The sequence below is a fragment of the Dyella solisilvae genome, assembly GCF_003351225.1.
In the GTDB taxonomy this organism is placed as follows: Bacteria; Pseudomonadota; Gammaproteobacteria; order Xanthomonadales; family Rhodanobacteraceae; genus Dyella; species Dyella solisilvae.
Map to the genome: position 1 here is coordinate 310,367 of NZ_QQSY01000002.1, position 25,223 is coordinate 335,589.

The 25,223-nt window shown below is 67.3% G+C and carries 24 protein-coding genes; 16 read left to right on the forward strand and 8 right to left on the reverse strand.

Going from position 1 to position 25,223, the window contains the following annotated elements; translation table 11 throughout:
- The 4 genes from DVT68_RS08730 to DVT68_RS08745 form a co-directional block, all read left to right on the forward strand.
- Nucleotides 1–741, forward strand: a 741-nt coding sequence (locus DVT68_RS08730; protein ID WP_233523404.1) for a thiol:disulfide interchange protein DsbA/DsbL, incomplete at its 5' end; no start/stop codon positions are given.
- Nucleotides 742–787: 46 nt separating this feature from the next.
- Entirely contained in the window at nt 788–1,438 is a 651-nt protein-coding gene (locus DVT68_RS08735; protein WP_114824693.1) for a thiol:disulfide interchange protein DsbA/DsbL, read from the forward strand.
- Between the two features lie 119 nt (nt 1,439–1,557).
- Nucleotides 1,558–2,367, forward strand: coding sequence for an endonuclease/exonuclease/phosphatase family protein (locus tag DVT68_RS08740; protein WP_114825311.1), 810 nt, complete (start codon nt 1,558–1,560; stop codon nt 2,365–2,367).
- The gene (locus DVT68_RS08745) at nt 2,364–2,798 is read left to right on the forward strand and encodes a hypothetical protein (protein ID WP_114824694.1); all 435 of its coding nucleotides are present in this window, start codon (nt 2,364–2,366) and stop codon (nt 2,796–2,798) included. The genes DVT68_RS08740 and DVT68_RS08745 overlap by 4 nt, the downstream gene beginning before the upstream one ends.
- Here DVT68_RS08745 and DVT68_RS08750 read toward each other — a convergent pair.
- Nucleotides 2,697–4,316: a glycoside hydrolase family 17 protein gene (locus DVT68_RS08750; protein WP_114824695.1), complete on the reverse strand. Its 1,620-nt coding sequence runs from the start codon at nt 4,314–4,316 to the stop codon at nt 2,697–2,699. The genes DVT68_RS08745 and DVT68_RS08750 overlap by 102 nt on opposite strands.
- 186 nt (nt 4,317–4,502) lie before the next feature.
- Between DVT68_RS08750 and DVT68_RS08755 the strand changes: the two genes are divergently transcribed.
- From DVT68_RS08755 to DVT68_RS08775, 5 genes are all read left to right on the forward strand, one after another.
- Complete coding sequence (locus DVT68_RS08755) at nt 4,503–6,572, forward strand: transglycosylase SLT domain-containing protein (protein ID WP_114824696.1); 2,070 nt, start codon at nt 4,503–4,505, stop codon at nt 6,570–6,572.
- A 14-nt stretch (nt 6,573–6,586) separates the two neighbouring features.
- Nucleotides 6,587–7,531 (forward strand): complex I NDUFA9 subunit family protein, encoded by a 945-nt coding sequence (locus DVT68_RS08760; protein ID WP_114824697.1) that lies wholly within the window; start codon nt 6,587–6,589, stop codon nt 7,529–7,531.
- 125 nt (nt 7,532–7,656) lie between these two features.
- Complete coding sequence (locus tag DVT68_RS08765; protein WP_114824698.1) at nt 7,657–8,886, forward strand: multifunctional CCA addition/repair protein; 1,230 nt, start codon at nt 7,657–7,659, stop codon at nt 8,884–8,886.
- 107 nt (nt 8,887–8,993) lie between these two features.
- Nucleotides 8,994–9,944, forward strand: a complete 951-nt coding sequence (locus DVT68_RS08770) for a glycosyltransferase family 2 protein (RefSeq protein WP_114824699.1) — start codon at nt 8,994–8,996, stop codon at nt 9,942–9,944.
- Between the two features lie 2 nt (nt 9,945–9,946).
- Complete coding sequence (locus DVT68_RS08775) at nt 9,947–11,551, forward strand: hypothetical protein (RefSeq protein ID WP_147281689.1); 1,605 nt, start codon at nt 9,947–9,949, stop codon at nt 11,549–11,551.
- 114 nt (nt 11,552–11,665) lie between these two features.
- Here the strand turns inward: DVT68_RS08775 and DVT68_RS08780 are convergent, their stop codons facing one another.
- Both DVT68_RS08780 and DVT68_RS08785 read right to left on the reverse strand, forming a co-directional pair.
- Nucleotides 11,666–12,859: a class I SAM-dependent methyltransferase gene (locus DVT68_RS08780; RefSeq protein WP_114824701.1), complete on the reverse strand. Its 1,194-nt coding sequence runs from the start codon at nt 12,857–12,859 to the stop codon at nt 11,666–11,668.
- 102 nt (nt 12,860–12,961) lie between these two features.
- On the reverse strand, nt 12,962–15,154 hold the full coding sequence (locus DVT68_RS08785) for a TonB-dependent receptor (protein WP_114824702.1): 2,193 nt from the start codon (nt 15,152–15,154) through the stop codon (nt 12,962–12,964).
- Nucleotides 15,155–15,370: 216 nt separating this feature from the next.
- On the opposite strand from DVT68_RS08785, the gene DVT68_RS08790 reads away from it, so the two are divergent.
- Nucleotides 15,371–16,009 carry a hypothetical protein gene (locus tag DVT68_RS08790; RefSeq protein ID WP_114824703.1) on the forward strand — a complete coding sequence of 213 codons (639 nt, stop codon included), beginning with the start codon at nt 15,371–15,373 and terminating at the stop codon, nt 16,007–16,009.
- 57 nt (nt 16,010–16,066) lie between these two features.
- On the forward strand, nt 16,067–16,813 hold the full coding sequence (locus DVT68_RS08795; RefSeq protein ID WP_114824704.1) for a pteridine reductase: 747 nt from the start codon (nt 16,067–16,069) through the stop codon (nt 16,811–16,813).
- Nucleotides 16,814–16,910: 97 nt separating this feature from the next.
- On the opposite strand, the gene folK is transcribed toward DVT68_RS08795, so the two are convergent.
- From folK to tsaD, 3 genes are all read right to left on the reverse strand, one after another.
- On the reverse strand, nt 16,911–17,393 hold the full coding sequence (gene folK / locus DVT68_RS08800; protein WP_114824705.1) for a 2-amino-4-hydroxy-6-hydroxymethyldihydropteridine diphosphokinase: 483 nt from the start codon (nt 17,391–17,393) through the stop codon (nt 16,911–16,913).
- An 11-nt stretch (nt 17,394–17,404) separates the two neighbouring features.
- Nucleotides 17,405–17,764, reverse strand: coding sequence for a dihydroneopterin aldolase (gene folB, locus DVT68_RS08805; protein WP_114824706.1), 360 nt, complete (start codon nt 17,762–17,764; stop codon nt 17,405–17,407).
- A gap of 116 nt (nt 17,765–17,880) precedes the next feature.
- The gene (gene tsaD / locus DVT68_RS08810) at nt 17,881–18,948 is read right to left on the reverse strand and encodes a tRNA (adenosine(37)-N6)-threonylcarbamoyltransferase complex transferase subunit TsaD (protein WP_199536014.1); all 1,068 of its coding nucleotides are present in this window, start codon (nt 18,946–18,948) and stop codon (nt 17,881–17,883) included.
- A gap of 69 nt (nt 18,949–19,017) precedes the next feature.
- Here tsaD and rpsU point away from each other — a divergent pair, with 69 nt between their 5' ends.
- The 3 genes from rpsU (at nt 19,018) to DVT68_RS08825 (ending at nt 20,216) form a co-directional block, all read left to right on the forward strand.
- Nucleotides 19,018–19,233, forward strand: a complete 216-nt coding sequence (rpsU, locus tag DVT68_RS08815; protein ID WP_038621768.1) for a 30S ribosomal protein S21 — start codon at nt 19,018–19,020, stop codon at nt 19,231–19,233.
- Nucleotides 19,234–19,396: 163 nt separating this feature from the next.
- The gene (locus tag DVT68_RS08820) at nt 19,397–19,843 is read left to right on the forward strand and encodes a GatB/YqeY domain-containing protein (RefSeq protein WP_114824707.1); all 447 of its coding nucleotides are present in this window, start codon (nt 19,397–19,399) and stop codon (nt 19,841–19,843) included.
- Nucleotides 19,844–20,045: 202 nt separating this feature from the next.
- Complete coding sequence (locus DVT68_RS08825; protein ID WP_114824708.1) at nt 20,046–20,216, forward strand: DUF1328 domain-containing protein; 171 nt, start codon at nt 20,046–20,048, stop codon at nt 20,214–20,216.
- A 10-nt stretch (nt 20,217–20,226) separates the two neighbouring features.
- Here DVT68_RS08825 and DVT68_RS08830 read toward each other — a convergent pair whose 3' ends face one another.
- A complete protein-coding gene (locus DVT68_RS08830; protein WP_114824709.1) occupies nt 20,227–20,883 on the reverse strand; it encodes a GNAT family N-acetyltransferase in 657 nt (218 codons plus the stop codon).
- A gap of 132 nt (nt 20,884–21,015) precedes the next feature.
- Here DVT68_RS08830 and dnaG point away from each other — a divergent pair, with 132 nt between their 5' ends.
- Complete coding sequence (dnaG, locus tag DVT68_RS08835) at nt 21,016–22,749, forward strand: DNA primase (protein ID WP_114824710.1); 1,734 nt, start codon at nt 21,016–21,018, stop codon at nt 22,747–22,749.
- A gap of 243 nt (nt 22,750–22,992) precedes the next feature.
- Complete coding sequence (locus DVT68_RS08840; RefSeq protein WP_114824711.1) at nt 22,993–23,619, forward strand: DedA family protein; 627 nt, start codon at nt 22,993–22,995, stop codon at nt 23,617–23,619.
- A 74-nt stretch (nt 23,620–23,693) separates the two neighbouring features.
- Here DVT68_RS08840 and DVT68_RS08845 read toward each other — a convergent pair whose 3' ends face one another.
- Nucleotides 23,694–25,223: an efflux transporter outer membrane subunit gene (locus tag DVT68_RS08845; protein WP_114824712.1), complete on the reverse strand. Its 1,530-nt coding sequence runs from the start codon at nt 25,221–25,223 to the stop codon at nt 23,694–23,696.

Genomic DNA, 25,223 nt, shown 5'->3' on the forward strand with positions numbered 1-25,223 from the left:
CAGCCGCCCGCCGCATCGACGGCCGCCGCGCCAGCCTCCGCCTCCACCGCCGCTCCGGCCGCCGCCAGCACCGCTGCCGCGGCGCCGGCCAAGCCCGACCCGGCGCCGGCCACCCCGTTCGTCGACGACGGCAAGTGGGTCGAAGGCAAGCACTACACCCGCATCGAGCCGGTCCAGCCCAAGCTCACCAACACCGACAAGGTGGAAGTGGTCGAGGTGTTCTCCTACGGTTGCCCGGCCTGCAACCAGTTCCATCCGACCATGAACAAGCTGGTGCAGGAACTGCCGGCCAACGCCGTGGTGGCCTACCTGCCGGCGTCCTTCATGCCGCAGGAGAACTGGCCGATGCTGCAGCGCGCCTACCTCACTGCGCTGGCGCTGGGCGTGGCCGACAAGGCCAATGACGCGATGTACGACGCCGTGTGGAAGACCCAGGAACTGAGCGCCATGCAGGGCGCTGGCCTCAAGCCGGCCTCGGCGCTGCCCACGATCGACGATGCCGCCAAGGTGTACGCCAAGTTCGGCGCCGATCCGAAGGAATTCTCGGCCGTCGCCAACTCGTTCACCATCAACACCAAGGTCAAGCGCGCCGATGAGCTGGTGAAGGCCTACGGCGTCGAAGAAACCCCGACCATCGTGGTGGACGGCAAGTACCGCCTCACTCCGCGCTCGGCCGGCGGCTACGAGCAGGCGATTGAACTGGCCAAGTGGCTGGTGTCCAAGGAAGCGGCCGGCAAGTAAGCCGCCCCACCGACCCACCACCACCTTAGCCCAGGAAAAAAGATCCATGTTCAAGCGTTTCGCGCGTTTCCGCGTCGCCAGCCTGCTGGCTGGCCTGCTGCTGGCCACGGCGTGCACCGCCGGCTCCAACGAGCCGGCCCCGTACACCGAAGGCACGGAGTACGCGACCATCGCCGGCCCTGCTCATCGCTACAGCGACGAGGGCAAGGTCGAGGTGGTCGAGGTGTTCTCCTACGGCTGCATCCACTGCGCGCATTTCGCGCCGATCGCCGACCAGATGCGCAAGCAGCTGCCGCCGGGCGTGGTGTTCAAGCTGATGCCGGCCGCCTTCAACGACGAGTGGGTGCCGTATGCGCGCGCCTACTACGCCGCCAAGAAGCTGGGCGTGGTCGACCAGACCCACCTCGAGCTGTTCAAGGCCAAGTTCGACGAGCACTACCCGATCTCCACCCTGGACGAGCTGGCCGACTTCTACGCCAGCCATGGCGTGAAGCGCGACGACTTCATGCGCATCGCCAGCTCCGACGAGGTCACCGCGCAGATCCGCAAGGACGCCGCCCTGATCCAGCAGTGGCAGGTGGACGGCACGCCGACCATCGTGGTCAACGGCAAGTACCGCAGCGCCAACATCAAGACGCTCGACCAGCTGTCGGCCCTGACCCAGTGGCTGGCCAAGCGCGAGCTCGCCGGCAAGTAAATCTCTCCGGGGCCTTCGCCAGGGACTTCCCCGGCGTTCACGCCTGAACGGGCATGCTTGTGGGCCGAACCGCCGCCGCGATGGCGGCGGTCACCCTCTACGACTATCCTGCCCGCCCGATGAACCGTGCGCCCCAGCCTAGCCCCGCTGTCCCCGAGCGCCGCCTGCGGCTGTTGAGCTGCAACATCCTGGCCGGCGCCAGCGTGCAGCGCTACAGCGAATACGTCACCCGCAGCCTCAATGCGGTGCTGCCCGGCCGCAGCAAGCTGGACAACCTCGACCGCCTGGCCGAGGTATTGCCACAGTTCGACGTGATCGGCCTGCAGGAGGCCGACGCCGGCAGTCTGCGCTCGGGTTTCCTCAACCAGACCCGCTACCTGGCCGAAGCGGCCGGCATGCCGTTCTGGAGCCACCAGCCGAACCGGGCGATGGCCCGGCTGGCGCACTCAGCCAACGGCCTGATCAGCCGGCTGGAACCGACCAGCGTGCTGGACTACCCGCTGCCCAGCCGCATTCCCGGTCGCGGCGCGTTGCTGGCGCGCTTCGGCGCGGAGAAGGATGCGCTGGCGGTGATGATCGCCCACCTTTCGCTGAGCGCGCCGGCGCGCGCCAAGCAGCTGGGGCTGATCGCCGAGGTGCTGCAGGATTACCCGAACGCCGTGCTGATGGGCGACCTCAACACCGAACTGCGCAGCGCCGAGATGCGCCACTTGTTCGCCAAGTCGCCGCTGGTGCCGCCAGCCCAGGCCACGCTCACCTTCCCCAGTTGGAAGCCCCGCCGCGCGCTGGACCACATCCTCACCTCCGAAGCGATTCAGCTCGACAAGGTGTGGGCGTTGCCGCAGGCTTTCTCCGATCACCTGCCGCTGGCCGCCGAAATCCGACTGCCCGGCCACCTCGCCCCACGCCCCCACCGATTGCGCCGATGAAGCGAACACTCACCCTGGTCCTGCCCTGGCTGCTCGCGCTGGCCGTCGGCGCCGCCGCGATGGCGCTGCGCTACGGTCTGGTCGAATCCCCCGATGTCGCGCGCGCCTGCGAGACCAGCCACGCGCTGGCCTGCCAGCTGCGCCACCTCACCGTGCTGGGCTTCATCACCGGCAACATCTTCGGCTGGCCGATCGGCATCTTCGGCTGGATCGCCCTCGCCGCCACCGTACTGGCGCTGGTGTGGCAAAAGCTGCCGCTGGCCTGGCTGGCCACGGCGACCGGCTTGTTCGCCGTGGTGCTGTATTGCTTCGTGCCCGGCGCCCTGGCCCTACTGGTAGGCAGCCTGCGCCTGGTACGCCTGCAGGCGGGCGGCGCGGCGCCAGGCGATCAGCACCGACCCACTGAGCGCCAGGTTTACGCCCAGCCATAGCCAGGCCGGCGGGCTGAGCCCGACATCCTGCGCCACCACCACCGCCGCCAGCAGCGGCAGCAGGCAGGCCATGAAACGCTGCTCCACCGACGGCATCGCGACGCGGTCCGTGTCGAGCAGCGCCACCAGCAGGTAGCCGGCTGCCGGCAGCCAGAACAGCCCCAACGGGAAGTCGCGGTAGCGGCCGTCGAACACCAGCAGCAGTCCGTAGAAGGTCAACGCGAACAGCCAGGCGAAGTGCACCCGGCGATCGGGCGCATGCGTGGAAGGCGCCCCACCGAGCCGCGCGGCGATCCAGCGCGCCAGCGCGATCGCGGTGCCTAGCGCCAGCAGGCACATGACGCCGGCGAACACCCATTCGAGCTGGTTGCGGCTGGCGTACCACATCTGGCGGAACTGCCAGGCCAGCGCGGCGCCGCTGGCAAAGCCGGCCAGCAGCAGGGTGACGCGGCTGCGCACGCCACGCCATTCGGCGCGCCACCACGCCGCCAGCAGGAACAGCACGGCGCCAGCGGCGCCCGCCCACCAGCCCAGGAGCCAGCGCGGCTCCTCGACCACCGGGCCCTGCATCGAGAATTTCGGGTGCGCGTTGACGTCGAAGATGCCCCAGTAACCGCCCACCGTGCCTTCCTGCTCGCGTTTCCACGGTTGGTCGAAGGCTTCGATCACGTTGTAGGGCATGTCCACGCTGCCGGCGTAACGAAGGAATTCGCGCAGGTAACGGGCCTCGTTCACCAGGCTGGCCGCCGCGGCGCGACGCTGCTTGCCGTGGCTGGGCCAGCCGGTCTCGCCGATCATCACCGAGCGGCCGGGGAACTGCGTCTTCATGCGCCCGTACACCTCGGCCACGTGCTTGAGCGCGTCCTTCGGCTCGACCGGCTCGTCTTCCCAGTACGGCAGGATGTGGATGGTGATGTAGTCCACCACGTCCGCCATCTGCGGGTAGTGCAGCCAGAACTCCCACACGTCGGCGTAAGTGACCGGCACGTGCGTGTCGTGGATGGCGTTGCGCACCTGGGTGATGTAGCCGGCCAACGCTGTGGGAGACTGCTCGCCGCGCAGCAGCACCTCGTTGCCGACGATCACGCCGCGCAGCACTTCCGGATACGCCTTGGCGGTGGCGATGCCCATCTGCACCTCGCGCTGGTTGGCCACCGGATCACGACCGATCCACACGCCCATCAGCACCTTCATGCCGTAGCGTTGGGCGATGGATGGCACCGCGCTGAGGCCGAAGCCCTGGGAATAGGTGCGCACGCAATCGAAGCGCTCGGACAGCGCGCGAAGGTCGGCGTCGATCTGCGCCGGACTGACGAAGGCGTGCGGATCGAGCGGCGTCTGGCCCGGGCGGTAAAACGGCGCATAGGACACGCACGCGATATGCGCGGTCGGCGTGTCGGCCAGCGGCACCGGACGACCGATCTGCCACCACCAGTACGCGCCCGACATGGCGGCGACAACAAGGATCAACCACGCGATCGGTGCGACGCGGGACAATGGCGAGGACGATGGCGACATGCGCTTCCTGGGGACGCGCCGAACGTGGCGCCTCGTGGACGGAAGATTCTATCAGGCCGCTTCGACCGCGCTGTTTCACGTCACGCTCAGCGGCCATTGGCCATGCTGCCGTGCCCCGCGCAGCGCGCCGCCTTTCCCGCGGAGTCCGCGAAGTACACTGCGGCGGGCACGATAGAAGGAGTGGTCATGTCCCTGCACGCACCGCGGCGCTTCGCCCGACGCCTGCTCATCGCGATGGTCGGCCTGTGGCTGGCTGGCGCCGCCGCAGCCGAGCCGAGCCAGGCGCAACGCGCGGCCTTCAAGCAGGCCTACGCCGCGGCGCAACAGGGCGGTGACGGTTGGCGCAGCCTGGCCGGCAACCTGCAGGACTATCCGCTCTATCCGTACCTGGAAGCGGCCGCGCTGACCCATGACATTCGCCAGATCGACCGCGCTCGCGTGGAGGATTACCTCAAGCGCAACCCCGGCCTGATCCCGGCGAACGACCTGCGCCGCGACTTCCTCACCGAGCTGGCGCGGCGGCAGGACTGGGACAATTTCCTGGCGATGTACCAGCCGGGCCTCGGCGACGCACTCGCCTGCAGCGCGTTGCAGGCACAACTGTCGCGCGGCGCCACGCTGGATTTCAACCGCGACCTGGCCGCACTGTGGGCCAAGCCCAAGCTGCCCGGCGCCTGCGATCCGGTACTCGCCGCTGCGCATGACCAGGGCCTGCTCACGACGCAACGGCTGTGGGACCGCATCGACGCGGCGGCCGACGCCAACCAGCCCGGCACGATCGCATCGATCGCCGGATGGCTGCCGCCCGACCAGGCGACATCGGCACAGCGCATCGCCAGTGCGTTGCGCGACCCCAGCGCCACGATCGCCGCTGCGGGGCAATGGCCCGACGCGCCGCGCGAACGCCAGGCCGCCATGCTCGCGCTGGAGCGCCTGGCGCGGCGCCAATCCGTCACCGCCGACGCCGCCTGGCAGAAGTTGCAGGATCACTTCAGCTTTTCACCGGAGCAACGCAACCGCGTGCTCTATGCGATCGCCCTGTTCCACGCCACCGACTACGACGAGGGCGCCATCGCACGCCTGATCGCGCTGCCCGCCTCGGTGCAGACCGACGTGAGCCGTGAGTGGCGCGTGCGCGCCGCGCTGGCGCAGCTCGACTGGAAGGCGGTGCTCGCCGCCATCGACGCGATGCCGCCGACGCAGCAGCAGGACGGCGAGTGGCGCTGGTTCCGCGCCCGCGCCCTGAACGAACTGGGCCGCGATGCCGAGGCGCAGCGCGTGCTTGCCTCGCTGGCGCAGGAGTCCAGCTTCTTCGGCTTCCTCGCCGCCGACAAGCTCAATCTCCCTTATGGCATCTGCCCGCTGCCGTTCCATGCCGACCCGCAACGCGAGCAGACCCTGCTGGCCAATCGTGGCCTGCAGCGCGCCTTCGAATGGTTCGCGGTGGACATGCCACGGCAGGCGCGTCGCGAATGGGCGGCCGCGCTGGACGGCGCCGATCCGGAGACGCTCAAGCAGGCCGTCGCCATCGCCACCCGTCAGGGCTGGTACGACCGCGCCGTGTTCACTTTCAACACCGGCGACGCACTGCGCTTCTACGAGCAGCGCTTCCCGCTGGTCAGCCAGGACGGCGTGGTCAGGCAGGCGGAAGAAGCCGGGATCGATCCCTCCTGGGCCTACGCGATCCTTCGCGCGGAAAGCGCATGGATGACCGATGCCCGTTCGGGGGCGGACGCGCGCGGCCTGATGCAGCTCCTGCCGGCCACTGCCGCGCTGGTGGCCAAGCGCAACGGCCTCGACTGGGGCGGTGGCGACACGCTGTTCGACCCGGTCGTCAACATCAAGCTGGGCACGCGCTACCTGGCGCAGATGGCGGAGCGCTTCAACGGCGCCCCCTGGTTGGCCAGCGCCGCCTACAACGCCGGCCCCGGCAAGGTGGACCAGTGGATGGAGGCGCGCGGCTCGCTGGCGCCGGATGTGTTCGTGGCGACCATCCCGTACAAGGAAACCCGAGAGTACGTGGCCCGCGTGATGTACTTCGCAGTGATCTACGACTGGCGCCAGCACGGCAATGCAGTCAGCATGGCCCAGCGGCTCACCCCGATCGGCCAGGCGTATCGCCTGCCCGACGATCACAGTGAGCGCAGGCTGGTGAGCTGTCCGGTGGTGGCGCCGAGCGCCCCGACTGAGGCAGCCACGGCGCCGCCGGCCAGCAACGTGGCAGCGCCGTCGACCACCTCCAACAATACGCATTGACGCGGAGACGGCCCGTGATCCGGAGAGAACAACGACTGGTGGTACTGGGTGGCAGCGGCTTCGTCGGCCGCCACCTGTTGCCACGTCTGGCGGCCGATGGTCACCGCATCCTGCTGTTGTCGCGCAACCGCGAACTGCACCGAGAGCTCGGCGTGCTGCCGACGGTGCGGATCCGCAGCGCCGATGTCTATGACGCCAACGCGCTGCGCCGGCACTTCGAGGGCGCCGACGCGGTGATCAACCTGGTTGGCATCCTCAATGCGAGCGGCCAGCAGACCTTCACCCATGCGCACGTGGAACTGACCCAGCGCGTGCTCGCCGCCTGCTTCGCCGCTGGCGTGGCGCACGTGCACCAGATGAGCGCGCTGAAGGCCGGACAGGGCCTGTCGCAATACCTCAAGACCAAGGGCGAGGCTGAAGCGCACGTGCGCAATTCCTCGCTGGACTGGACCATCTACCAGCCCAGCGTGATGTTCGGCGCGGATGGCGGCCTCGTCGACCGCTTCGCCAAGCTGTTGCGCCAGCTACCGATGCTGCCGCTTGCACGCACTGCTTCGCGCATCGCGCCGACCTCGGTGGACGACGTTGCCGAAGCCATCGCGCGCTGCGTGGGCGATCCCGAATTGGGGCGCGACCGCAGCTTCGAGCTATACGGTCCCGAGGTGCTGACGCTGGGCGAGATCGTGCGACAGATCCGCGACACCGCCGGCTTGCGCACCTCCATCATGGCCCTGCCGGACAGCCTCGGCCAGCTGCAGGCGCAGGTGGCCCAGTGGCTGCCTGGCAAGCCGTTCTCGCCGGACAACTTCCGCACGCTGCGGACCGATTCGGTCGGCAAGGTGGATGGCTATGCGGCGCTGGGCATCGTGCCGCAATCGTTCACGGCGTCGTTGCCGACCCTGCTTGGTACGCCGCTGCGACAGCGCCGAATGGCCTCGGCACGCGCCAGCTGGCGTTGAGCACTGATCTTGTTGGAGCGCACGCTGTCCGCCATTGCCCTGTGTGAGTGGTAATAGCGGATAACGCACCGGGCGCCCTCCCACAGCAAGGCTTGGCGGCCGGCGGGCCGTGTCAGAATCGCCCCATGCGCATCTACCTCGTCGGCGGCGCCGTCCGCGACAAACTGCTCAGCCGTCCGGTCACCGACCACGACCATGTGGTCGTGGGTGCCCAGCCCGACGACCTGCTCGCCCTGGGCTATCGCCCGGTAGGCAAGGATTTCCCGGTGTTCCTGCACCCTCGGACGGGCGAGGAATACGCGCTGGCCCGCACCGAGCGCAAGCAAGGCCGTGGCTACCACGGCTTCGCCTTCCAGGCCGATCCATCGGTGACGCTGGAGCAGGACCTCGCCCGCCGCGACCTCACCATCAATGCGATGGCGCAGGGCGAGGACGGCAAGCTGGTCGATCCCTTCGACGGCGCGCGCGATCTCGAGCGACGCCTGCTGCGCCACGTGTCGCCGGCTTTCGTCGAGGATCCTGTGCGCCTGCTGCGGGTGGCCCGCTTCGCGGCGCGCTTCGCGCCACTGGGCTTCACAGTCGCGCCAGAGACCATGGCGCTGATGCAGCAGATGGTGAGCAATGGCGAAGTCGACCACCTGGTGCCAGAACGCGTGTGGCAGGAGACGCGCCGTGCGTTAGCCGAGGCGCTGCCGTCCGCATTCCTGCGCGTGCTGCGCGAATCCGGCGCGCTGGCAGTGCTGTTTCCCGAGGTCGATGCGCTTTACGGCGTGCCCCAGCGCGCGGAATTCCATCCGGAAATCGACACCGGCGTGCACGTGGAGATGGTGCTCGACATGGCCGCACGCATCGCTCCGGGTAACGACGTCGTGGGCTTCTGCGCACTCACCCACGACCTCGGCAAGGCGCTGACCCCGGCCGACGTGCTGCCGCGCCACATCGGCCATGAGCATGCCGGCGTGGCTCCGCTGCAGCGCCTGGTGGCGCGCCTGAAGGTCCCGACGGAACATGCCGCACTGGCTGAGCAGGTATGCCGCGAGCATCTCAACGTGCACCGCGCGTTCGAACTCAAGCCGGCCACCGTGCTTCGCCTGTTGTCGTCGCTCGACGCTCTGCGGCGCCCCGAGCGCCTGGCCACTTTCCTGGCCGCCTGCGAAGCGGACAAACGGGGCCGGCTGGGGCATGAAGAAGACAGCTACCCCCAGGCCGCCTACCTGCAACAGGCTCGCGACGCCGCCGCCGCCGTCGACGCCGCCCCCTTCCTGGCGCAGGGCCTGACCGGACCGGCCATCGGCGAGGCGCTGGCAGCGGCGCGCGTGCAGGCGATTGCCTCCGTACGTGCTTCCGCCGCCTGAAGGGTGCGACATCCGGCCAGCCGCGGATTCGATAGCCGGGCGGCCGCCACGGAGGCGATCATGATTTTCTGCGACACTGGCCTACCTGCCACCGCCAGCCGCTACGCATGAGCCAGACAAGGAAGTCGCGAGTCGCCGTCCTGATCCCCTGCTACAACGAGGAAGTCGCGATTCCCGTGGTGGTCCGCGACTTCCGGGCCGCCTTGCCCGATGCGCAGATCTACGTCTACGACAACAATTCCACCGACAGCACCGGCGAGGCGGCGCACGCTGCAGGCGCCATCGTCAGGCGGCAGGAATTGCAGGGCAAAGGACACGTGGTGCGACGCATGTTCGCCGACGTGGATGCAGACATCTACGTGCTGGTGGATGGCGACGCCACGTATGAGGCCACCGATGCCCCGGCGATGGTGCAGCGTCTTTGGGACGAACAGTTCGACATGGTGGTCGGCACGCGCGTCAGCGAGGAGCTGGAGGCTTATCGGCGCGGACACCGGTTCGGCAACTGGCTGCTGACCACGCTGACCGGGTATATCTTTGGCCGCGCATTCACCGACATGTTGTCCGGTTACCGCGTATTTTCGCGTCGATTCGTGAAGTCCTACCCCGCGCATGCCGGCGGCTTTGAGGTTGAAACCGAGCTCACGGTGCATGCGCTCGAGCAGCAAATGCCCATCGCCGAAGTGCCGACGCGCTACGTGTCGCGCATGGCCGGGTCGCAAAGCAAGCTCAGCACATGGACTGACGGCTGGCGCATCCTGATGACCATCCTCAAGCTCACCAAGAACGGAAAGCCGCTGGCGTTCTTTTCCGTGGGCGCAGTCGGCTGCGTGTTGCTGTCGCTGTTGCTGGCGATTCCGCTGTTGGCCACCTACCTGCATACCGGCCTGGTGCCCCGCTTTCCCACCGCGATCCTTTGCGCCGCCCTGGTCCTGCTCGCCGGCAGCTTGCTGGTGTGCGGGCTCGTGCTGGATACGGTGACCCTTGGTCGACGCGAGCAGAAGCACCTCGCCTACCTGGCTCATCCCGCGCCAGGTGTTGGCGCCGAGGCGCGCTGATCATGTCTACGCAATGGACCGCATGCCTACGCGGCATCTTGATGCTGGGGCTGTGCCTCGCCTTCGGCGCGACCGTCTCCGTGGCGCTCGGCCAGGACATATCGTGGGATGCGAAGAATTATCACCTGTACAACGCCTGGGCGTTCCTGCACGGGCGCACCCAGGACCTTGCCGCCGCAGGCATGCAGAGCTACTTCAATCCTCTGCCTGATGTGCCGTATTTCTGGCTCGCCCAGGGACCACTGCAACATTGGCCTCGCCTGCTAGCGGCCCTGCAGGGATTGTGGTTTGGCGCGCTGGTGTTCCTGGTATTTCGCATTGCAGCGCAACTGGCGCACTTGCAGGGCCGACGCTTCGACATGGCGGATGCCTGCGCGGCCGTCATAGGCGCCACGGGCTCCATGGCGGTGTCGCAGGCAGGCAGCACCACCAACGAGGTTCCACTGGCAGTGCTTCTCCTGCTCGGCCTTTATCTGCTCATGCCACTCATGGCGGAACCGGGTCGCTCCGGCTCCTGGCGTAGGGCACTGGTCGCAGGTCTCTGTAGCGGCCTGGCCGCCGGCCTCAAGCCGACCGCGATCGTCTTCCCTCCTGCCATGGCCTTGGCGCTGTTGCTCGCCCTTGGTGTTCGACAAGGGAGCGCTTGGCGGGTCACCGCCACCTACGCCGCCGGCGCTGCATTCGCTTTTCTGGTGAGTTATGGACCGTGGGGATGGCATCTGTACGCGCAAACGGAGAACCCCGTTTTCCCCTTGTTCAATCAGTTCTTCCACTCGCCGCTAACCGCCGCCACGGGTGGCACCGACGGGCAGTTCCGTCCACGCAACGCCATGCAATGGCTGTTCTACCCCTTCTATTGGATGGGCAAACAGCGTGGCATCGTCACCGAGCCGGTCTTTGCTGATCCACGCTACGCGCTGGCCATGGTGGCAATGATCTCCCTCGCTGTGGCCCACTGGCTCCGGAGAGAGGGAGTCGATCGCGGTTTGCGCTTCCTGATGGTCTTCGTCGGCGCCGGCTACATTTTATGGATGGGGCTATTCTCCATCCTGCGTTATGCCATTCCGCTGGAGGCGCTGACCGGCATCCTGATGCTGGCCGCCATCCGGGCCTGGTGGCCCCGGCGTTGGCGCCAATCCTGGACTGTGCCTGCTGTGAGCACCGCGCTGCTGCTGGCAATCCTGGCCACTACCACTTATCCAAGCTGGTGGCGCAGCCCTTATGCGCATCGCATCTTTGACGTCACGGTCGCGCCGGTCGAACCGGGCAGCCTGGTCATCTTCGCCGGTAGTCCGGATGCGTATCTCGCCCCGATGTTTCCCAACGCGGACCAACTGAGCTTCGTCGGACTGACGTGGTTTGTCCGGGCATCTCAGGGACATGGGCTGTGGGACATGGTGCAGCAACGACTGCGCACGCACGACGGCCCGCGCTACGTGGTGCTTCGAGATGACCAGTCCAATGCTCCTGAGGCGGCCCTGCTCGAGACCATGCTCCCGGGATACAGCGCCGAAGGCTGCCACAATATCGACTCCAACCTCGAGAGAGGTCGGCGTGACAAGAACTACGCCATGGGCCTGCGGCTATGTCGCCTGGCCACGAAGTAGGAGCGACCGCTAAAAACTACTCAGTCGATTTCAGGTATCGACTGTGGAACTTCTCGCCGGATAGATGCGGATAGCGATATTCACGCACGCGACCTGCAGAAGGCGACCCTGGCGTCAGAGCCGATCGCCCTGATCCGCCTCCAGCAGTTCCGCCGGCAGAGGCAATACGTCCATGCCACGCGCGAACAGCATCGCCTGGAAGCGTTCGCCCATCTGGTCGGGCAACGTCAGGCGCTTCACCTCCTGCGCGAGGCGATAGCGCACGGTCTCGTCCTGAGCGCCTTCGTAGGCGGCGCCGAAGGCCTCCTGCAGGCCGCTGCCGATCAGGAACTGCGCCTGTGGCATGTAGCCGGCCACGCCGAAACCGGCGCTGTTGCCTGCCTCTGCCAACGCTGTGAAGTCGACTGACGCGGTGATGTCGTTGAGGCCCGGCAGGTGCAGCGGATCGTTGTGGGCGCGATGGCGGTAATGCGCCATCAGCGTGCCGTCGGTGCGTTCGGGCAGGTAGTACTCGCGTCGCACGTAGCCGTAGTCGATGAACAGCATCACGCCCGCGACCAGGCTGCCTGCGATCGCCTGGATCCAGTAGGGCAGCTGCGGCAGGATCTCCGAGCGGTAGCCGTCGGCGAACTCGGTTTCCAGGTCGCGCTCCACGTGCCGCACGGCGCCGGAGACCAGCAGGTCGGCGGGACGGTCCACCCGCATCAGGCGGCCTTCGCCGTCCAGCGCCACGTACTCTTCGTAGACCTCACCATGGCGCATGGCGAAGCGGGTGGTCGGCAACGCATCGATCACCTCGTTGGCGAACAGCACGCCGCGCCAGTCATTCTCCGGTGGGCTGTCCAGCCACTGCACTCGTGCGGACAGCTCCGCCGGCAACGCCGCAGAGAGTCGTTCGCGCTGTCGTTCGCGCAGGTCTGCACTGGGCTCGAGGATCAGATAGTGGCGCGGCAAGGCGCCGACCGCGGCAAAGGCCTTGAGCGCAGCCTCGGCGAAGGCGCCGCTGCCACCGCCAAGCTCGAGGAAATCCGCCTCGCCGCCGAGCAGGTCGAGCACCGGATGGGTCGCGTTCACCACGCAACGCGCGAACAGTTCGCCCAGCTCCGGCGCCGTGATGAAGTCGCCGGCCTCACCGAATTTGGTCTTGCCCGCGCTGTAGTAGCCGAGCCCCGGCGCGTACAGGCAACGCTCCATGTACTGAGAGAACGGCATCGCCCCGTGCGCTGCGATTTCCTCGCGCAGGCGCGTCAGCAGGAGATCGGAATGGGCGCGCTCGTCGGCGCCGGGATCGGGGAGTCGGGAAGACATTCGCGTGGCCAGCGGGGAAAACCAGCCAAGGATAACCCATGCCCCGCCATGGCCTCAGGGGGGAGGAAGAGGCCATGGCGGGGACATCGGCCCAGCTAAACGTCAGAAACTGAAGTCCTTCTGCAGGCTCAGGTACACGCCGCGACGGGGCCCGAACTGCGGCGCGCCCACGCCCACGCCGGTGCCATCGCGCAGCTCGTAGGTGCGATCAAACAGGTTGATCACGGACAACCTGGTCTTCAGCACGCCAATGCTGTCGAAGTTGAAGTCATGCGCCACGTTGGCGTTCAACTGGAAGTAGGACGGCATCGATGCGCCGTTGGGCACGCCCGGCGCCGCCTTGCGCAGGCCGCTGCCGAACAGGTAGTCCATGCCGGCGCGCGTGGTGCTGTTGAACTCGTACGTGACGCCGCCGGACGAGGCGAGCTTCTGGTCGTGGTCCAGGTGAATCCAGTTGTCGGCGATATAGGCCAGCTCTTCGGGCGCGAAGTTGTACTGACCGGTGATCACGTCCTTGCCCATGGCTCGACTGTACGCCGCGTTGAAGTACGCGGTGACCGGACCATTCTGGTAGTTGGCCGTGAACTCCACGCCGCGGATGCGACCCTGGGCGTAGTTGAAGTTGGAGAAGATCAACGCCGGACCGAACTGGCCCTCGTCCTGCAGGCGACGGACGTCGCGGTAGTACGCATCCACGCCGAGGGTGAGCGTTGAGCCGACCTGCTGCTGGACGCCCAGGTCGTAGTAGTTCGAACGCTCCGACAACGGCAGGTTGTTGCCGCCGCTCGGAAGCTCGTTGGTGGTGCCGTTGAAGCGCGCGATGTTGCTGTCGTCGATCACTTCGGTTGCCGGCGGCGTGAAGTAGCGTGCGTAGCCGGCGTGGATGGTGGTGCTGTCGGTGGCCTGGTAGACCAGACCCAGGCGCGGGCTCAGCTGGCTCTCGGTACGGAACAGCGAGTAGCGATCACCACGCACGCCGTAGTTGACCGTCCACTTGTCGCCGATGCTCCACTCATCCTGCAGGTAGGCGGACCAGGTGCGCGCCAGCAGGTTGGTCGCGTCGTAGATGGCGATCGGCGTGGTGCTGGCCTGCGAGCCATCGGGATTGGCCGGGAACACCAGCGAGTTGTTGCTGATGTTGCCGCGCTCGAACTCGCCGTAGATGCCGTAGCGGATCGTATGGCTGTCACCCAGCGGGGTGGAGAAGTCCGCCTGCAGCGTGTCCGCACGATTGCTGCGGCCAATGGTGGAGGCCACGCCGTTGAACATCAGGTCGCCGATCGCGTCCGGATCGAAGTTCACGTTGCTGTAGCGCTGGCCCAGCGACACCTGATAGTCGGTCTTGCCCAGCTTGCCCTGCAGCGACAATACGCCGAAGCGGGTCTGCTCCCGCTGCCGCTCGTCGAGATCGGCGGAGTTGAATTCAGTCTGGTCGAGGTAGCCGAACTGCGGCTGCTGGTTCGGGTTGTTGGGGATCTCGAAGCGGTTGTTGGTCGCGCCGAACATGAAGCTCAGGCGCGTGTCGTCGTTGATAAGGTAGGAGACATCGCCAAAGCCCTTCACCTGGTTGGTGTGGTCGTGGATCGGCGTGCGACTCGAGGTCGGATTCTCGATGCCGACGTCGTTCTCCAGGTAGTTGGCCGTGACGAACCAGCTCCAGCGGTCGTTGCTGCCCCACAGCGAGGCGTTGGGGTTGAGCGTGCCGTATGAGCCGCCGGTGATGCCGACGCTGCCGCCGTTGCCCAGCTCATGGCCGCTCTTGGTGTCGATGTTGACCACGGCCGCGGTACGCAGGCCGTACTGCGCCGGCAGCGCGCCGTCGAGCAGGTTCATGCTCTGGATGGTGCGCGCGTCCAGCGTCTGGCCGAAGCCGGAAATCGACTCGGGAATGATCACGCCGTTGATGCGGTATTGCAGGTTCGCGTGGTCGCCGCGCACATGCAGCTGGCCGAAGGAGTCCTGCACCACGCCCGGAGCCTGCAGGATCACCTGGTCCAGCGGCGTGGAATCGCCCAGCGCGAGCTGCTGGATGGCTTTCTGATCGATCACGTACTGGCTGCTGCCGGTGTCGGGCGACAGCGAGTTGCGGGACTGGTCGAGCGCTGCGCTCACGTCCACGGCGCCCAGTTGCTTCACCTTGGCGGGCTTGTTGCGGGTGGTGTCACCGCCATTGCCGTCGGTGGGGCTGGCCGGGGCCGCATTGCTGGTGTCCGGGGTCGGGGTGACTTGGGCGAACGCGGCCGGGGCGGCGCACAGGGCAACGGCAAGACTCAAGGAAAGCAAGGAGCGATTCATCGGGTTTCCGGAAACGGGGCGGTGAGTTGTTATTTTTCGATACGTTATAACATTGCCATTCTAACCCGCCCGACGCCTGCGCCAAAAGTCATGCCCGGGTCGGCGTCTCCCCGTCCGCTGCGCCAGCGCCCTGCCCGAGGATCAGGGGGATTTCACGGGACGCCTCTAGACTGGGTTCCCTCACGGCCAGCGTCCCGACCCGCAAACCCACGCCCCATGCCCAAGCCCTCCTCCCAGCTGCCGGCGGTGATCAGCGACCACAGCCGCGTCACCCAGGCCATCCTGGATTTCGTCAGCCAGATCCCCGACAGCGACGTCGCCGGCAGCCGCGACCCCGCGCGCGAGGCGCAGCGCCTTGCCAATCGGGCCGCCCAGCGCGCCGCGCTCACCGCCAGCACGCTGGCGCTGCCGCCGGGTCCGCTGGGCTGGATCACCTTGCTGCCCGAGGTGATCGCGATCTGGAAGATCCAGGCGCAGATGGTCAGCGACATCGCCGCCGCCTACGGCCAGCATTCGCAACTCGGGCGCGAACAGATGCTGTGGTGCCTGTTCCGCCACACCGCCGCCCAGGCCTTCCGCGACCTGGCGGTGCGGGTGGGTGACCGCCTGTTTTTTCGCCGCATCACCTACACGGTGGTCGAGCGCATTGCCCGGACGGTGGGCGTCAAGGTAAGCCAGCGCGCCGTCGGCAGCGGCCTCGCCCGGTGGCTGCCAATGGTGGGCGCGGCGGGCGTCGGCGCTTACGCCTATTACGACACCGGACAGGTGGCCCGCACGACGATCGCCCTGTTCAGCGCACCGTTCGCCACCGAGCCAGCCGCGCCGACGGACACCTCCGGCCCGACCGCCGGGTGACGGACCCGCCACTTTGCGGCAAGCTCGCAGCCCCGACGCGTCACGCAGGAGCCCCGCATGAGTCCACGCCATGAGCGCCCCGTCGTCCTCGTCACCGGCGCCGGCAAGCGCGTCGGCGCGGTGATCTCCCGGACCCTGCACGCCGCCGGCTACGACCTCGCCCTGCATTACCGCCACTCGGCGACCGAGGCCGGACTGCTGGCCACCTCGCTGGAACGCCAGCGTCCTGACAGCGCCTATACGGTGCAAGCGGAATTGGCCGACACGGAGGCCCTCCCGGGCATGGTCGAACGCGTGCTGGCCCGCTACGGCCGGCTCGATGCGCTCATCAACAATGCCTCGGCGTTCTATCCGACCCCGGTGGGCACGGCCACGACGGCGCAGTGGAACGAGTTGTTCGCCTCCAACGCGCAGGCGCCGTTCTTCCTGGCCCAGGCGGCGACGCCGGCGCTGCGCGAGGCGCGAGGCGCGATCATCAACCTGGTGGACATCTACGCCGAGCGCCCGCTCGCCCGCCATCCGCTGTACTGCATGGCCAAGGCCGCACTGGCCGCCATGACGCACTCGCTGGCGCTGGACCTGGGACCGGAGGTGCGTGTGAACGGCGTGGCGCCGGGCGCGGTGATGTGGCCCAGCGACGGCAAACCCTACGACGACCAGCAGGCCATGCTGGCCCGCACGCCGCTGCAGCGCGCCGGATCGCCCGAAGACGTGGCCGGCGCGGTGCTGTGGCTGCTGCGCGACGCGCCGTTCGTGACCGGGCAGATCATCCGCGTGGATGGGGGTCGGACGCTGTCGGTGTGAGCGGGTCCTGAGGGGACGCGTACCTTTGGTGGGGCGTAAGTGTCACGGCGCCGCGATCAGATCGCGCACAGAGTGCGCTCCCACCGGGGCCTCGTGACTAGAGCGCCTCAACCACCAGCGGTTCGCTTTCCACCGGAAACGCCGCCCACAGATCGGCCATGGTGCGCCCGCTCACCGGATGCACCAGCTCGGGCGCAATGTCGGTGATCGGCTTCAGCACGAACGCGTGCTTCAGCTCCTTGCGCGGCAGGTCGAGGTGACCCTCGCCCTGCAGCACCAGGTCGCCGTACAGAACGATGTCGACATCCAGCGTACGGTCCGAAAAGCGTGGCACGTCGCGGCGACGGCCATGGCGGTCTTCCAGCGCGTGCAGCCAGTCGTTGAGCGCCTCGGGCGACAGTTCGGTATCCAGCCCCACCGCCAGATTCACGAAGTCAGCGCCATCGAAACCCACAGACTTGCTGCGGTAGGCGGGCGACACGCTGAGCGTGCCGAAGCGTGCGCGCAACTCGTCCAGCGCGGCGGGAAGGTAACGTGCGGGCTCGAGATTGGAGCCCAGGCTCAGGTAAACGCGTGCCATCTTCTGAATCTTTACTCGGGGCGCGTGCCGCGCTCGATGCGCACACCCACGGCCTTCGACCCACGCACGGCGCCCGGCTTGGAAAGCTTCAGGCGCACCCACGACACACCGAATTCCTCGCGGATGATCGCCGCGCAACGTTCGGCTAGGGTCTCCACCAGCCCGAAGCTTGAGGCGCCGACAAAGTCGATCAGCCGCTTGGAGACATCCTTGTAGTTGAGCGTAAGCGCGATGTCGTCGGTGGCGGCAGGCACGGTGTTGTCGAACGCCATCTCGATGTCGAACGACAGGGTCTGGCGCACGCGGCGCTCCCAGTCGTAGATGCCGATCACGGCGTCGATGCGCAGGTCTTCGATGAAAACGATATCCATGGCCGCTAGGGTAGCGATCTCCCTGTGGGAGCGCACCCTGTGTGCGGCGGCCCGTCGTGTGATGACACCGATATCCGGCGGTGACGCACGGGGCGCGCACCTGCAACAGGCGGTCGTCAGATCGCGGGAGGCAGGGTTTCCAGGTCCCAGCGCGGGAACACCTGCACCGACTCGTCCTGCTGCTGGCCATGGGCGAGGCGGATCGCGCCGGCCAGCGCGATCATCGCGCCGTTGTCGGTGCAGAAGGCCAGGCGCGGGAAATACGCCTTGAAGCCGTCCTTCTCGCCAGCGGCGGCCAGCTCAGCGCGCAGGCGCTTGTTGGCGCCCACGCCACCGGCGATCACCAACCGCTTCGCGCCACTGGCCTGCAACGCTCGACGGCACTTGATCAGCATGGTGTCGACGATCGCCTCCTCGAAGGCGCGGGCGATGTCGGCGCGGGTCTGCTCGCTCTGGTCCGACTGCTGCCAGGCCAGCAGCACTTGGGTCTTGAGGCCGGAGAAACTGAAATCCAGCCCGGGGCGATCAGTCATCGGGCGGGAGAACCGGAATACGCCCGGGCGCCCCTGCTCGGCCAGCTTCGCCAGCGCCGGGCCACCCGGATACGGCAGGCCCATCAGCTTGGCGGTCTTGTCGAAAGCCTCGCCGGCAGCGTCGTCGAGCGTGTCGCCGAGGATGCGGTATTCGCCGATGCCCTTCACTTCCACCAGCATCGAGTGCCCACCCGACACCAGCAGCGCCACAAACGGCGGCTTGGGCGGATCCTCCTCCAGCAGCGGGGCCAGCAAATGGCCTTCCATGTGGTGCACGCCGATCGCCGGCACACCCAGCGCCCAGGCCATCGCACGGGCCGCCGAGGCGCCCACCAGCAGCGCGCCGACCAGGCCGGGGCCGGCCGTGTAAGCTACGCCTCCCAGATCGGTCGGGGTCAGGCCGGCCTCGGCCAGCGCCTCGCGCACCAGCGGCAGCAATTTGCGCACGTGGTCGCGGCTGGCCAGCTCCGGCACCACGCCGCCGTAGTCCGCATGCAGCTTGATCTGGCTGTAGAGGGTGTGTGAAAGCAGGCCCTTGCCGGGCGCGTCGGGCTCCCAGCGCAACAGGGCCACACCGGTCTCGTCACAGGACGTCTCGATGCCCAGTACCGGTTTGCCGAAGTGGGGCTTTGAAATTGCTGTCGTTTCCACGGTATACTTCGCGGCTCACCGTATTCAAACGGTCCGTTCAGGCGGGCCAGTCTACCACTTGGAGTTTCCATGCCCAGCGTAAAAGTCCGCGAGAACGAGCCGTTCGAGCTTGCCCTCCGTCGCTTCAAGCGCACCTGCGAAAAGGCCGGCATCCTGGCCGAGACCCGCAAGCGCGAGTTCTACGAGAAGCCGACCCAGGAGCGTAAGCGCAAGCGCGCTGCCGCCGTGAAGCGTCACCTGCGCCGCCTCTCGCGCGACACCTCGCGTCGTACGCGCCTGTACTGAGCCACTCGTCCGCCCCGCGGACGATTCGAGGCTCCGGCGCCCTGCGCCGTACCAGGTAGCTTGGCAGCTGGCGCGTCCATCCGCTGCCGCTGACGTAGTAGACCTACACTAGCCGGCGTTGCCCAGCGCAACGCCGGCTTTGTGTGCTTCCGAGGAAAGGATCATGACGCTCAAGCAGCAGCTCACCGAAGACATGAAGACCGCCATGCGTGGCGGCGACAAGCATCGCCTGGGCGTGATCCGCCTGATCCTGGCGGCGGTCAAGCAGCGCGAGGTGGACGAGCGCATAGAGCTGGACGACGTACAGACGCTGTCCGTGCTGGAGAAGATGGTCAAGCAGCGCAAGGACTCGATCAGCCAGTACGAGGCCGCCAGCCGCCAGGACCTGGCCGACGTCGAGCGTGCCGAGATGGTGGTTATCGAGGGCTACCTGCCGGCCAAGCTCAGCGACGACGAGATCGACGCGCTGATCACCGCCGCCATCGCCGAGACGGGCGCCAGCTCGCCACGCGACATGGGCAAGGTGGTCGCCGCGGTGAAGGACAAGGCCGCAGGCCGCGCCGACATGGGCGTCGTGTCCGGCCGCATCAAGACACGCCTGGCAGGCTGATCACGCCGTCTTCACGGGCGGAGCATCCCTCCGCCTCACCCGGCGACCCATGAATACGGCGCCTTGACCAAGCTGAAGGCGCCTGGGCATCGCTGCCTGCCCTTCACGCCAAGCCCCTGCCTCCTTCACGACAGCCCTCCTACAACGGAGGCTGTCTCCGGCGCCAGAAGCCGGAGCGCATGCGAACCCTTGGGAGTGCGACATGCTGAGGTGGGCCATCATCTTCTTCATCATCTCGCTGGTCACCGGCTTGATGGGGTTCCGCACGGTATCAGGCATCGCCGGCACCATCGCCCGGATATGCTTCGCGATCTTCCTGATCCTCTTCCTGATCGCGCTACTGGCGGTGCTCGGCGTATTCCACCTGCTCTAGCCTCGCCGTCTCAGTCGAGCAGCCACTCCATGCGCCGGTGATCGGCCACGCTGAACTCGCCGCGATGCAGACCGGAGCGTCGTTCCGTCGTCACCCGGAAACCCATGCGCTCGTACAGCGCCTGCGCGCGCGGATTGGTGGCCGCCACATCGAGCGTCATGCGCCGCCGCCCGGCTGCCTTCCCGGCGTACACCAGCGCATTGATCAGCGCGTGGCCGATGCCGCCGCCGCGCAACTCGGGCGACACCGCCAGATGAGCCAGGTAGTGCATGTCGCCTTCCGGCGGTCGGATCAATGACTCCACGCGCAGGCCGCGCACGATCACCGGAGCCGCACGCACCGCCCCGTAGTGGCCGAGGATCTGCCTGGCCGCGGCCAGCGTGAACGGCCATTTGCTGTCCGCGCCAAAGCCGGCGCCCACCGCCACCACCCGCTTGCCGGCTTCTCCCACCCAGTGGTTGCGCCAGCCGAACTCGCCGTCGCCGTCGACAAAGCAGCGCCGCAGGAAGGCCTGCGCATCACCATCAACTGGGTTGGCGAACACATAGTCGAACGCAACCGGGCCCGAGCTGTAGATCAGCGGCACCGCGGCATCTGCATCATCCGCCCTGGCCGGCCGGAAACGCACGCTCAGGCGCTGCTGCGCCCCTTTTGCCGAATACCCCATGATTCACCCCGCTGCGGACCCACATCCGCAGCATAGGCCAGGACTCGCAACACGCGCAGTGGGCGCAACGGCCACGCTTGGGGGTGGATGCGGCCACCCACGCCAGTGGCCCACCCTCTACACTAGGCGTCTATGCGCGGACGTATTCCTGACAGCTTCATCGACGAATTGCTCGCCCGCGTCGACATCGTCGATGTGATCGAGCGGCGCGTGCCGTTGAAGAAGGCCGGTCGCGAGTGGACCGCCTGCTGTCCGTTCCATAACGAGCGCACGCCATCGTTCTACGTGAGTCCGGCCAAGCAGTTCTTCCACTGCTTCGGCTGCGGCGCGCACGGCAGCGCGTTGAAGTTCCTGATGGATTACGAACGGCTGGAATTTCCCGATGCGGTGGAGGAGTTGGCGCAGTCCGTCGGCCTCACCGTGCCGCGCGAAGGTGGTGACGATCGCGCACAGCGCGAGGACAAGACCGACCTCTACGCACTGCTCGATGCCGCCGCTCGCTGGTACGAAAACGAGCTGCCCAAGAGCGCCGACGCGCAGGCCTATTGCAAGAAGCGCGGCCTGGACGCGGCCACCATCCAGCGCTTCCGCATCGGCTGGGCTCCGGCCGGTTTCGATGGTGTGATCAAGGCGCTGGGCGGCAGCGACAAGCGCATGCACCTGCTCAACGAGGCGGGCATGGTGGCGAGCAACGAGCGCGGCAACCGCTACGACCGCTTCCGCGAACGCCTGATGTTTCCCATCCTCGACCGCCGCGGCCGCGTGATCGCGTTCGGCGGAAGAGTGTTGCAGTCGGACCAGGGCCCCAAGTACCTCAACTCGCCGGAAACGCCGCTGTTCCACAAGGGCCGCGAGCTGTTCGCGCTGTGGCAGGTGAAGCAGGCCAACCCCAGCCTCGCGCGCATCGTGGTGGTCGAAGGCTACATGGACGTGATCGCCATGCATCAGGCCGGGCTGCCCATTGCGGTGGCCACGCTGGGCACGGCGACCACGCCCGAGCACACCGAAGTGCTGTTCCGCGCCGCGCCCGACGTGGTGTTCTGTTTCGATGGCGACCGTGCCGGTCGTGCGGCGGCGTGGAAGGCGCTGGAAGCGGCGCTGCCGCGCCTGCGCGACGGACGCCAGGCGTACTTCCTGTTCCTGCCCGACGGCGAGGATCCGGACACGCTGATCCGCAAGGAAGGCAAGGACGGCTTCGAGAAGCGCCTGAAGGCGGCCACGCCGCTGTCGGAGTACTTCTTCAGCGAACTCTCCCACGACGTGGACACAGCGAGCCTCGACGGTCGTGCGCGCCTCGCCGAACGTGCGCGGCCACTGATCGCCCGACTGCCCGACGGCGCCTTCCGCGACCTGATGGCGCAGGAGCTGGAAAAGCGCACCGGCGCACGCGCCGTGCTTGAAGCCGATCCCGCCGCGCGTCGTCCGGTGCAGCGGCCCATCGTGGTGCAGCGCTCGCTGGTGCGCAGCGCGATCGCCCTGCTGCTGGCCCAGCCCGGTGTAGCCGACCAGGTCGAACGCCCCTATGGCTTCCTGCGCCTGGACAAGCCCGGTGTGGAATTGCTGGCCGAGTTGATCGACCTGGCGCGTTCGCGCCCCGGCATCAACCCCGCGATGCTGGTGGAGCATTTCGCCGAACGCCCTGAATACGCTGCGCTGCAAAAACTGATGGCGGCGATGGTGGTGGGCGAACCCGAAACGCAGCGCGAGGAATTCCTCGATGCGCTGTCGCGGATGGAGCAACAGGCCGTGATCCAGCGACGCGACTACCTCACTGCAAAAAGCCGCGAGGGCACGCTCGATGCAGCCGAGAAGGCCGAACTGCGCGAACTGCTGGCCGCCCGCGTCACGCCGCTGAAGGCGGAATAAGCCGGCCACCGCCGATCGCTCGCGCGGCGAAACACCCCAACCGGGGCGGACATCTCCTGCGGCGGCCCCAAAGAACAGCCTTCTAACCAATCACCCTGCAAGATGGGTGCTCACCCTGCCACCTTCCCTAGCGGGAGAGGGATGGGGCGCCTCTCCGCGGCGCAGCAAGCCTGCTGCAGCCCGCGTGTGGGATTATCGACCCCTCTATGAGGGAATGGGCAAGCCAGCCTGGGCATGGTGTAGATGGAACTGCTTGAACGACTGGTCACCGTGTTCGCAGAGAACGGCTACCTCGCGGTGTTCGTCGCGTTGTTGCTGTGCGGCGCCGGTGTGCCCCTGCCCGAGGACATCACCCTCGTCGCCGGCGGCGTGATCACCGGACTCGGCTACGGCAACGTGCATGTGATGGTCGGCATCGGCATGGCCGGCGTGCTGGTGGGTGACGCCGGTATGTTCCTGCTTGGCCATCATTACGGCGCGCGTATCCGCCAGTGGCGTTTCGTAGCGCGCGTGCTCACGCCCGAGCGCTACGCCAAGGTGCAGGAGAAATTCGAGCGCTACGGCAACCGCATGATGTTCATCGCGCGATTCCTGCCGGGCATGCGCACGGCAGTGTTCATCACCGCTGGCTCCACCCATCGCGTGTCGTTCCTGCGTTTCTTCCTGCTCGATGGCGCCGCCGCGCTGATCAGCGTGCCGTTCTGGGTTTATCTTGGCTATCTGGGCGCGGACAACCACGAGTGGCTGGAGATGTGGATACGCCGCGGCCAGAACGGCATTTGGCTGTTTTGCGGCGTGGTGTTCGCGGTGGTGCTGGCGCTATGGTGGCGACACAAGCGACGTATGGAGTGCGAGCCGGGCCCGCGCTGAGCAACTGGCTCCCGACCCTCCCCGACTCTGTGCAGTGATGCCGGCGAGAGCCGGCATCACAGTTTCCAAGCCGCTCAATGCGCCGGATGCTCCCCATCCGACGACGCGACATTCGCCACATCCTGGCGATGCCACCAACCGCCGCCCAGCGCCTGGAACAGGGCCACCGTATCGGCATAGCGCGCCGCCCGCGCCTGCACCAGAGCCAGTGCGGTCTGCCGCCATGCCAGTTCGGAGTTGAGCATGGTGCTTTCGCTCAGGTCACCCAGGGCGAGCTGGCGCTTGGCCACCTCCAGGCTGTGCGCCGCGGCCCGCTCGGCCCGCTCGGTCGCAGCCAGCGTCTGCGCGTCGGCATCGATCGCATGCAGGCTGTCGGCGACGTTCTGCACTGCCTGCAACACCGTGCTGCGGTACTGCGCGGCCGCCTGCTGCAGGGCTGCCTCGGCTCCGCGTTGCTTGTGCTTGAGCGTGCCGCCGTCGAACAACGGCTGGGTCACCGAGGCGCCAAGATTCCAGAAGCCGTTGCCGGCGCTGAACAACTCACTGGCCTTTTCCGATGCGCGGCCAAAGGCGGCGTCGATCTGAACATTCGGCAGGCGGTTGGCGATCGCCACGCCCACCTGCGCGCTGGCTGAGTGCAGCTGTTCTTCCGCCGCACGCACGTCCGGCCGCTGTTCGACCAGTTGCGCGGGCAGGCTCATGGGCAACTCGGCCGGCAGCTGCAGGGCGTCCAGCTCGAAGGGTGCACCAACGTCCTGGTCGGGCGTGCGTCCGCTGAGCGCCGCCAGTAGGTCGATCTGCTGCGCCAGCTGCTTCTGCAACGGCGGCAAGGTCGCCTTGCTCTGTTCCAGCGCGGTGACCTGGACGGCGACCGCGGCCTCAGACACATCGCCCAAGGCCTGCTGCCGCTGCAGGATGGCGAGGATGCGCGTCTGCTCCTCGATGATCTGCTGCGTGGTGGCGATCTGCGCGCGCAGCGAGGCTTCGGTGATCGCCGCGTTCACCAGGTTGCTGGTCAGCGTCAGGTAGGTGGCCTCCAGTTGGAAGCGCTGGGCATCAGCCTGCGCCGCCAGCGACTCCACCTGCCGGCGATTACCACCCCACAGGTCGAGCACGTAGGACACGCTGACCTGGGCCGTGGTCAGGTTGTAGAGATCCGCGCCGGACGCAACCGCGCTGGCCACATCCTTGGCGATGTCCTGGCGGGTCGGGTTGATGCTGGCGTCGACCGTGGGGAAGTATGCGCCACGCTGGGCGTACACGGCCTCCCACGCCACCTTCAGTGCGGCATGCGCCGCTTCCACGTCGGCGTTGTGCTTGAGCGCGTCGTCGATCAGCGCGTTCAACGGCTCGGAGTGGAACAGCGTCCACCACTGGCCGGGAATGTCCATTGATTGCACCAGCTGCTGCGCCTGGCCGCCCTTGACGTCGGCGGCTTCGGTGCTGCGCGCCATCGGCGTCGGCGCGTATTCCTTGGCGTCAGGCGCAGCCGGACGCTTGTAGTCGGGACCGACGGCGCAGCCGGTGAGCGCCACCGCGATTGCACAGGACAGCGCCGCGGCGACTGGCTTGCGAAGCGAACGGAAGTTGATGAGTCGGGTCAT

Bases quoted from the DNA above. Each gene is read 5' to 3' on its own strand.
- DVT68_RS08780 (WP_114824701.1), bottom strand. From the start codon at position 12,859: ATGTCTTCCCGACTCCCCGATCCCGGCGCCGACGAGCGCGCCCATTCC.
- DVT68_RS08750 (WP_114824695.1), bottom strand. From the start codon at position 4,316: ATGTCGCCATCGTCCTCGCCATTGTCCCGCGTCGCACCGATCGCGTGG.
- folK (WP_114824705.1), bottom strand. From the start codon at position 17,393: ATGGCACGCGTTTACCTGAGCCTGGGCTCCAATCTCGAGCCCGCACGT.
- DVT68_RS08785 (WP_114824702.1), bottom strand. From the start codon at position 15,154: ATGAATCGCTCCTTGCTTTCCTTGAGTCTTGCCGTTGCCCTGTGCGCC.
- DVT68_RS08765 (WP_114824698.1), top strand. From the start codon at position 7,657: ATGCGCATCTACCTCGTCGGCGGCGCCGTCCGCGACAAACTGCTCAGC.
- DVT68_RS08740 (WP_114825311.1), top strand. From the start codon at position 1,558: ATGAACCGTGCGCCCCAGCCTAGCCCCGCTGTCCCCGAGCGCCGCCTG.
- DVT68_RS08790 (WP_114824703.1), top strand. From the start codon at position 15,371: ATGCCCAAGCCCTCCTCCCAGCTGCCGGCGGTGATCAGCGACCACAGC.
- DVT68_RS08735 (WP_114824693.1), top strand. From the start codon at position 788: ATGTTCAAGCGTTTCGCGCGTTTCCGCGTCGCCAGCCTGCTGGCTGGC.
- DVT68_RS08795 (WP_114824704.1), top strand. From the start codon at position 16,067: ATGAGTCCACGCCATGAGCGCCCCGTCGTCCTCGTCACCGGCGCCGGC.
- DVT68_RS08775 (WP_147281689.1), top strand. From the start codon at position 9,947: ATGTCTACGCAATGGACCGCATGCCTACGCGGCATCTTGATGCTGGGG.
- dnaG (WP_114824710.1), top strand. From the start codon at position 21,016: ATGCGCGGACGTATTCCTGACAGCTTCATCGACGAATTGCTCGCCCGC.
- DVT68_RS08845 (WP_114824712.1), bottom strand. From the start codon at position 25,223: ATGACCCGACTCATCAACTTCCGTTCGCTTCGCAAGCCAGTCGCCGCG.
- DVT68_RS08825 (WP_114824708.1), top strand. From the start codon at position 20,046: ATGCTGAGGTGGGCCATCATCTTCTTCATCATCTCGCTGGTCACCGGC.
- DVT68_RS08830 (WP_114824709.1), bottom strand. From the start codon at position 20,883: ATGGGGTATTCGGCAAAAGGGGCGCAGCAGCGCCTGAGCGTGCGTTTC.
- DVT68_RS08770 (WP_114824699.1), top strand. From the start codon at position 8,994: ATGAGCCAGACAAGGAAGTCGCGAGTCGCCGTCCTGATCCCCTGCTAC.
- DVT68_RS08820 (WP_114824707.1), top strand. From the start codon at position 19,397: ATGACGCTCAAGCAGCAGCTCACCGAAGACATGAAGACCGCCATGCGT.
- DVT68_RS08840 (WP_114824711.1), top strand. From the start codon at position 22,993: ATGGAACTGCTTGAACGACTGGTCACCGTGTTCGCAGAGAACGGCTAC.
- folB (WP_114824706.1), bottom strand. From the start codon at position 17,764: ATGGATATCGTTTTCATCGAAGACCTGCGCATCGACGCCGTGATCGGC.
- rpsU (WP_038621768.1), top strand. From the start codon at position 19,018: ATGCCCAGCGTAAAAGTCCGCGAGAACGAGCCGTTCGAGCTTGCCCTC.
- DVT68_RS08745 (WP_114824694.1), top strand. From the start codon at position 2,364: ATGAAGCGAACACTCACCCTGGTCCTGCCCTGGCTGCTCGCGCTGGCC.
- DVT68_RS08755 (WP_114824696.1), top strand. From the start codon at position 4,503: ATGTCCCTGCACGCACCGCGGCGCTTCGCCCGACGCCTGCTCATCGCG.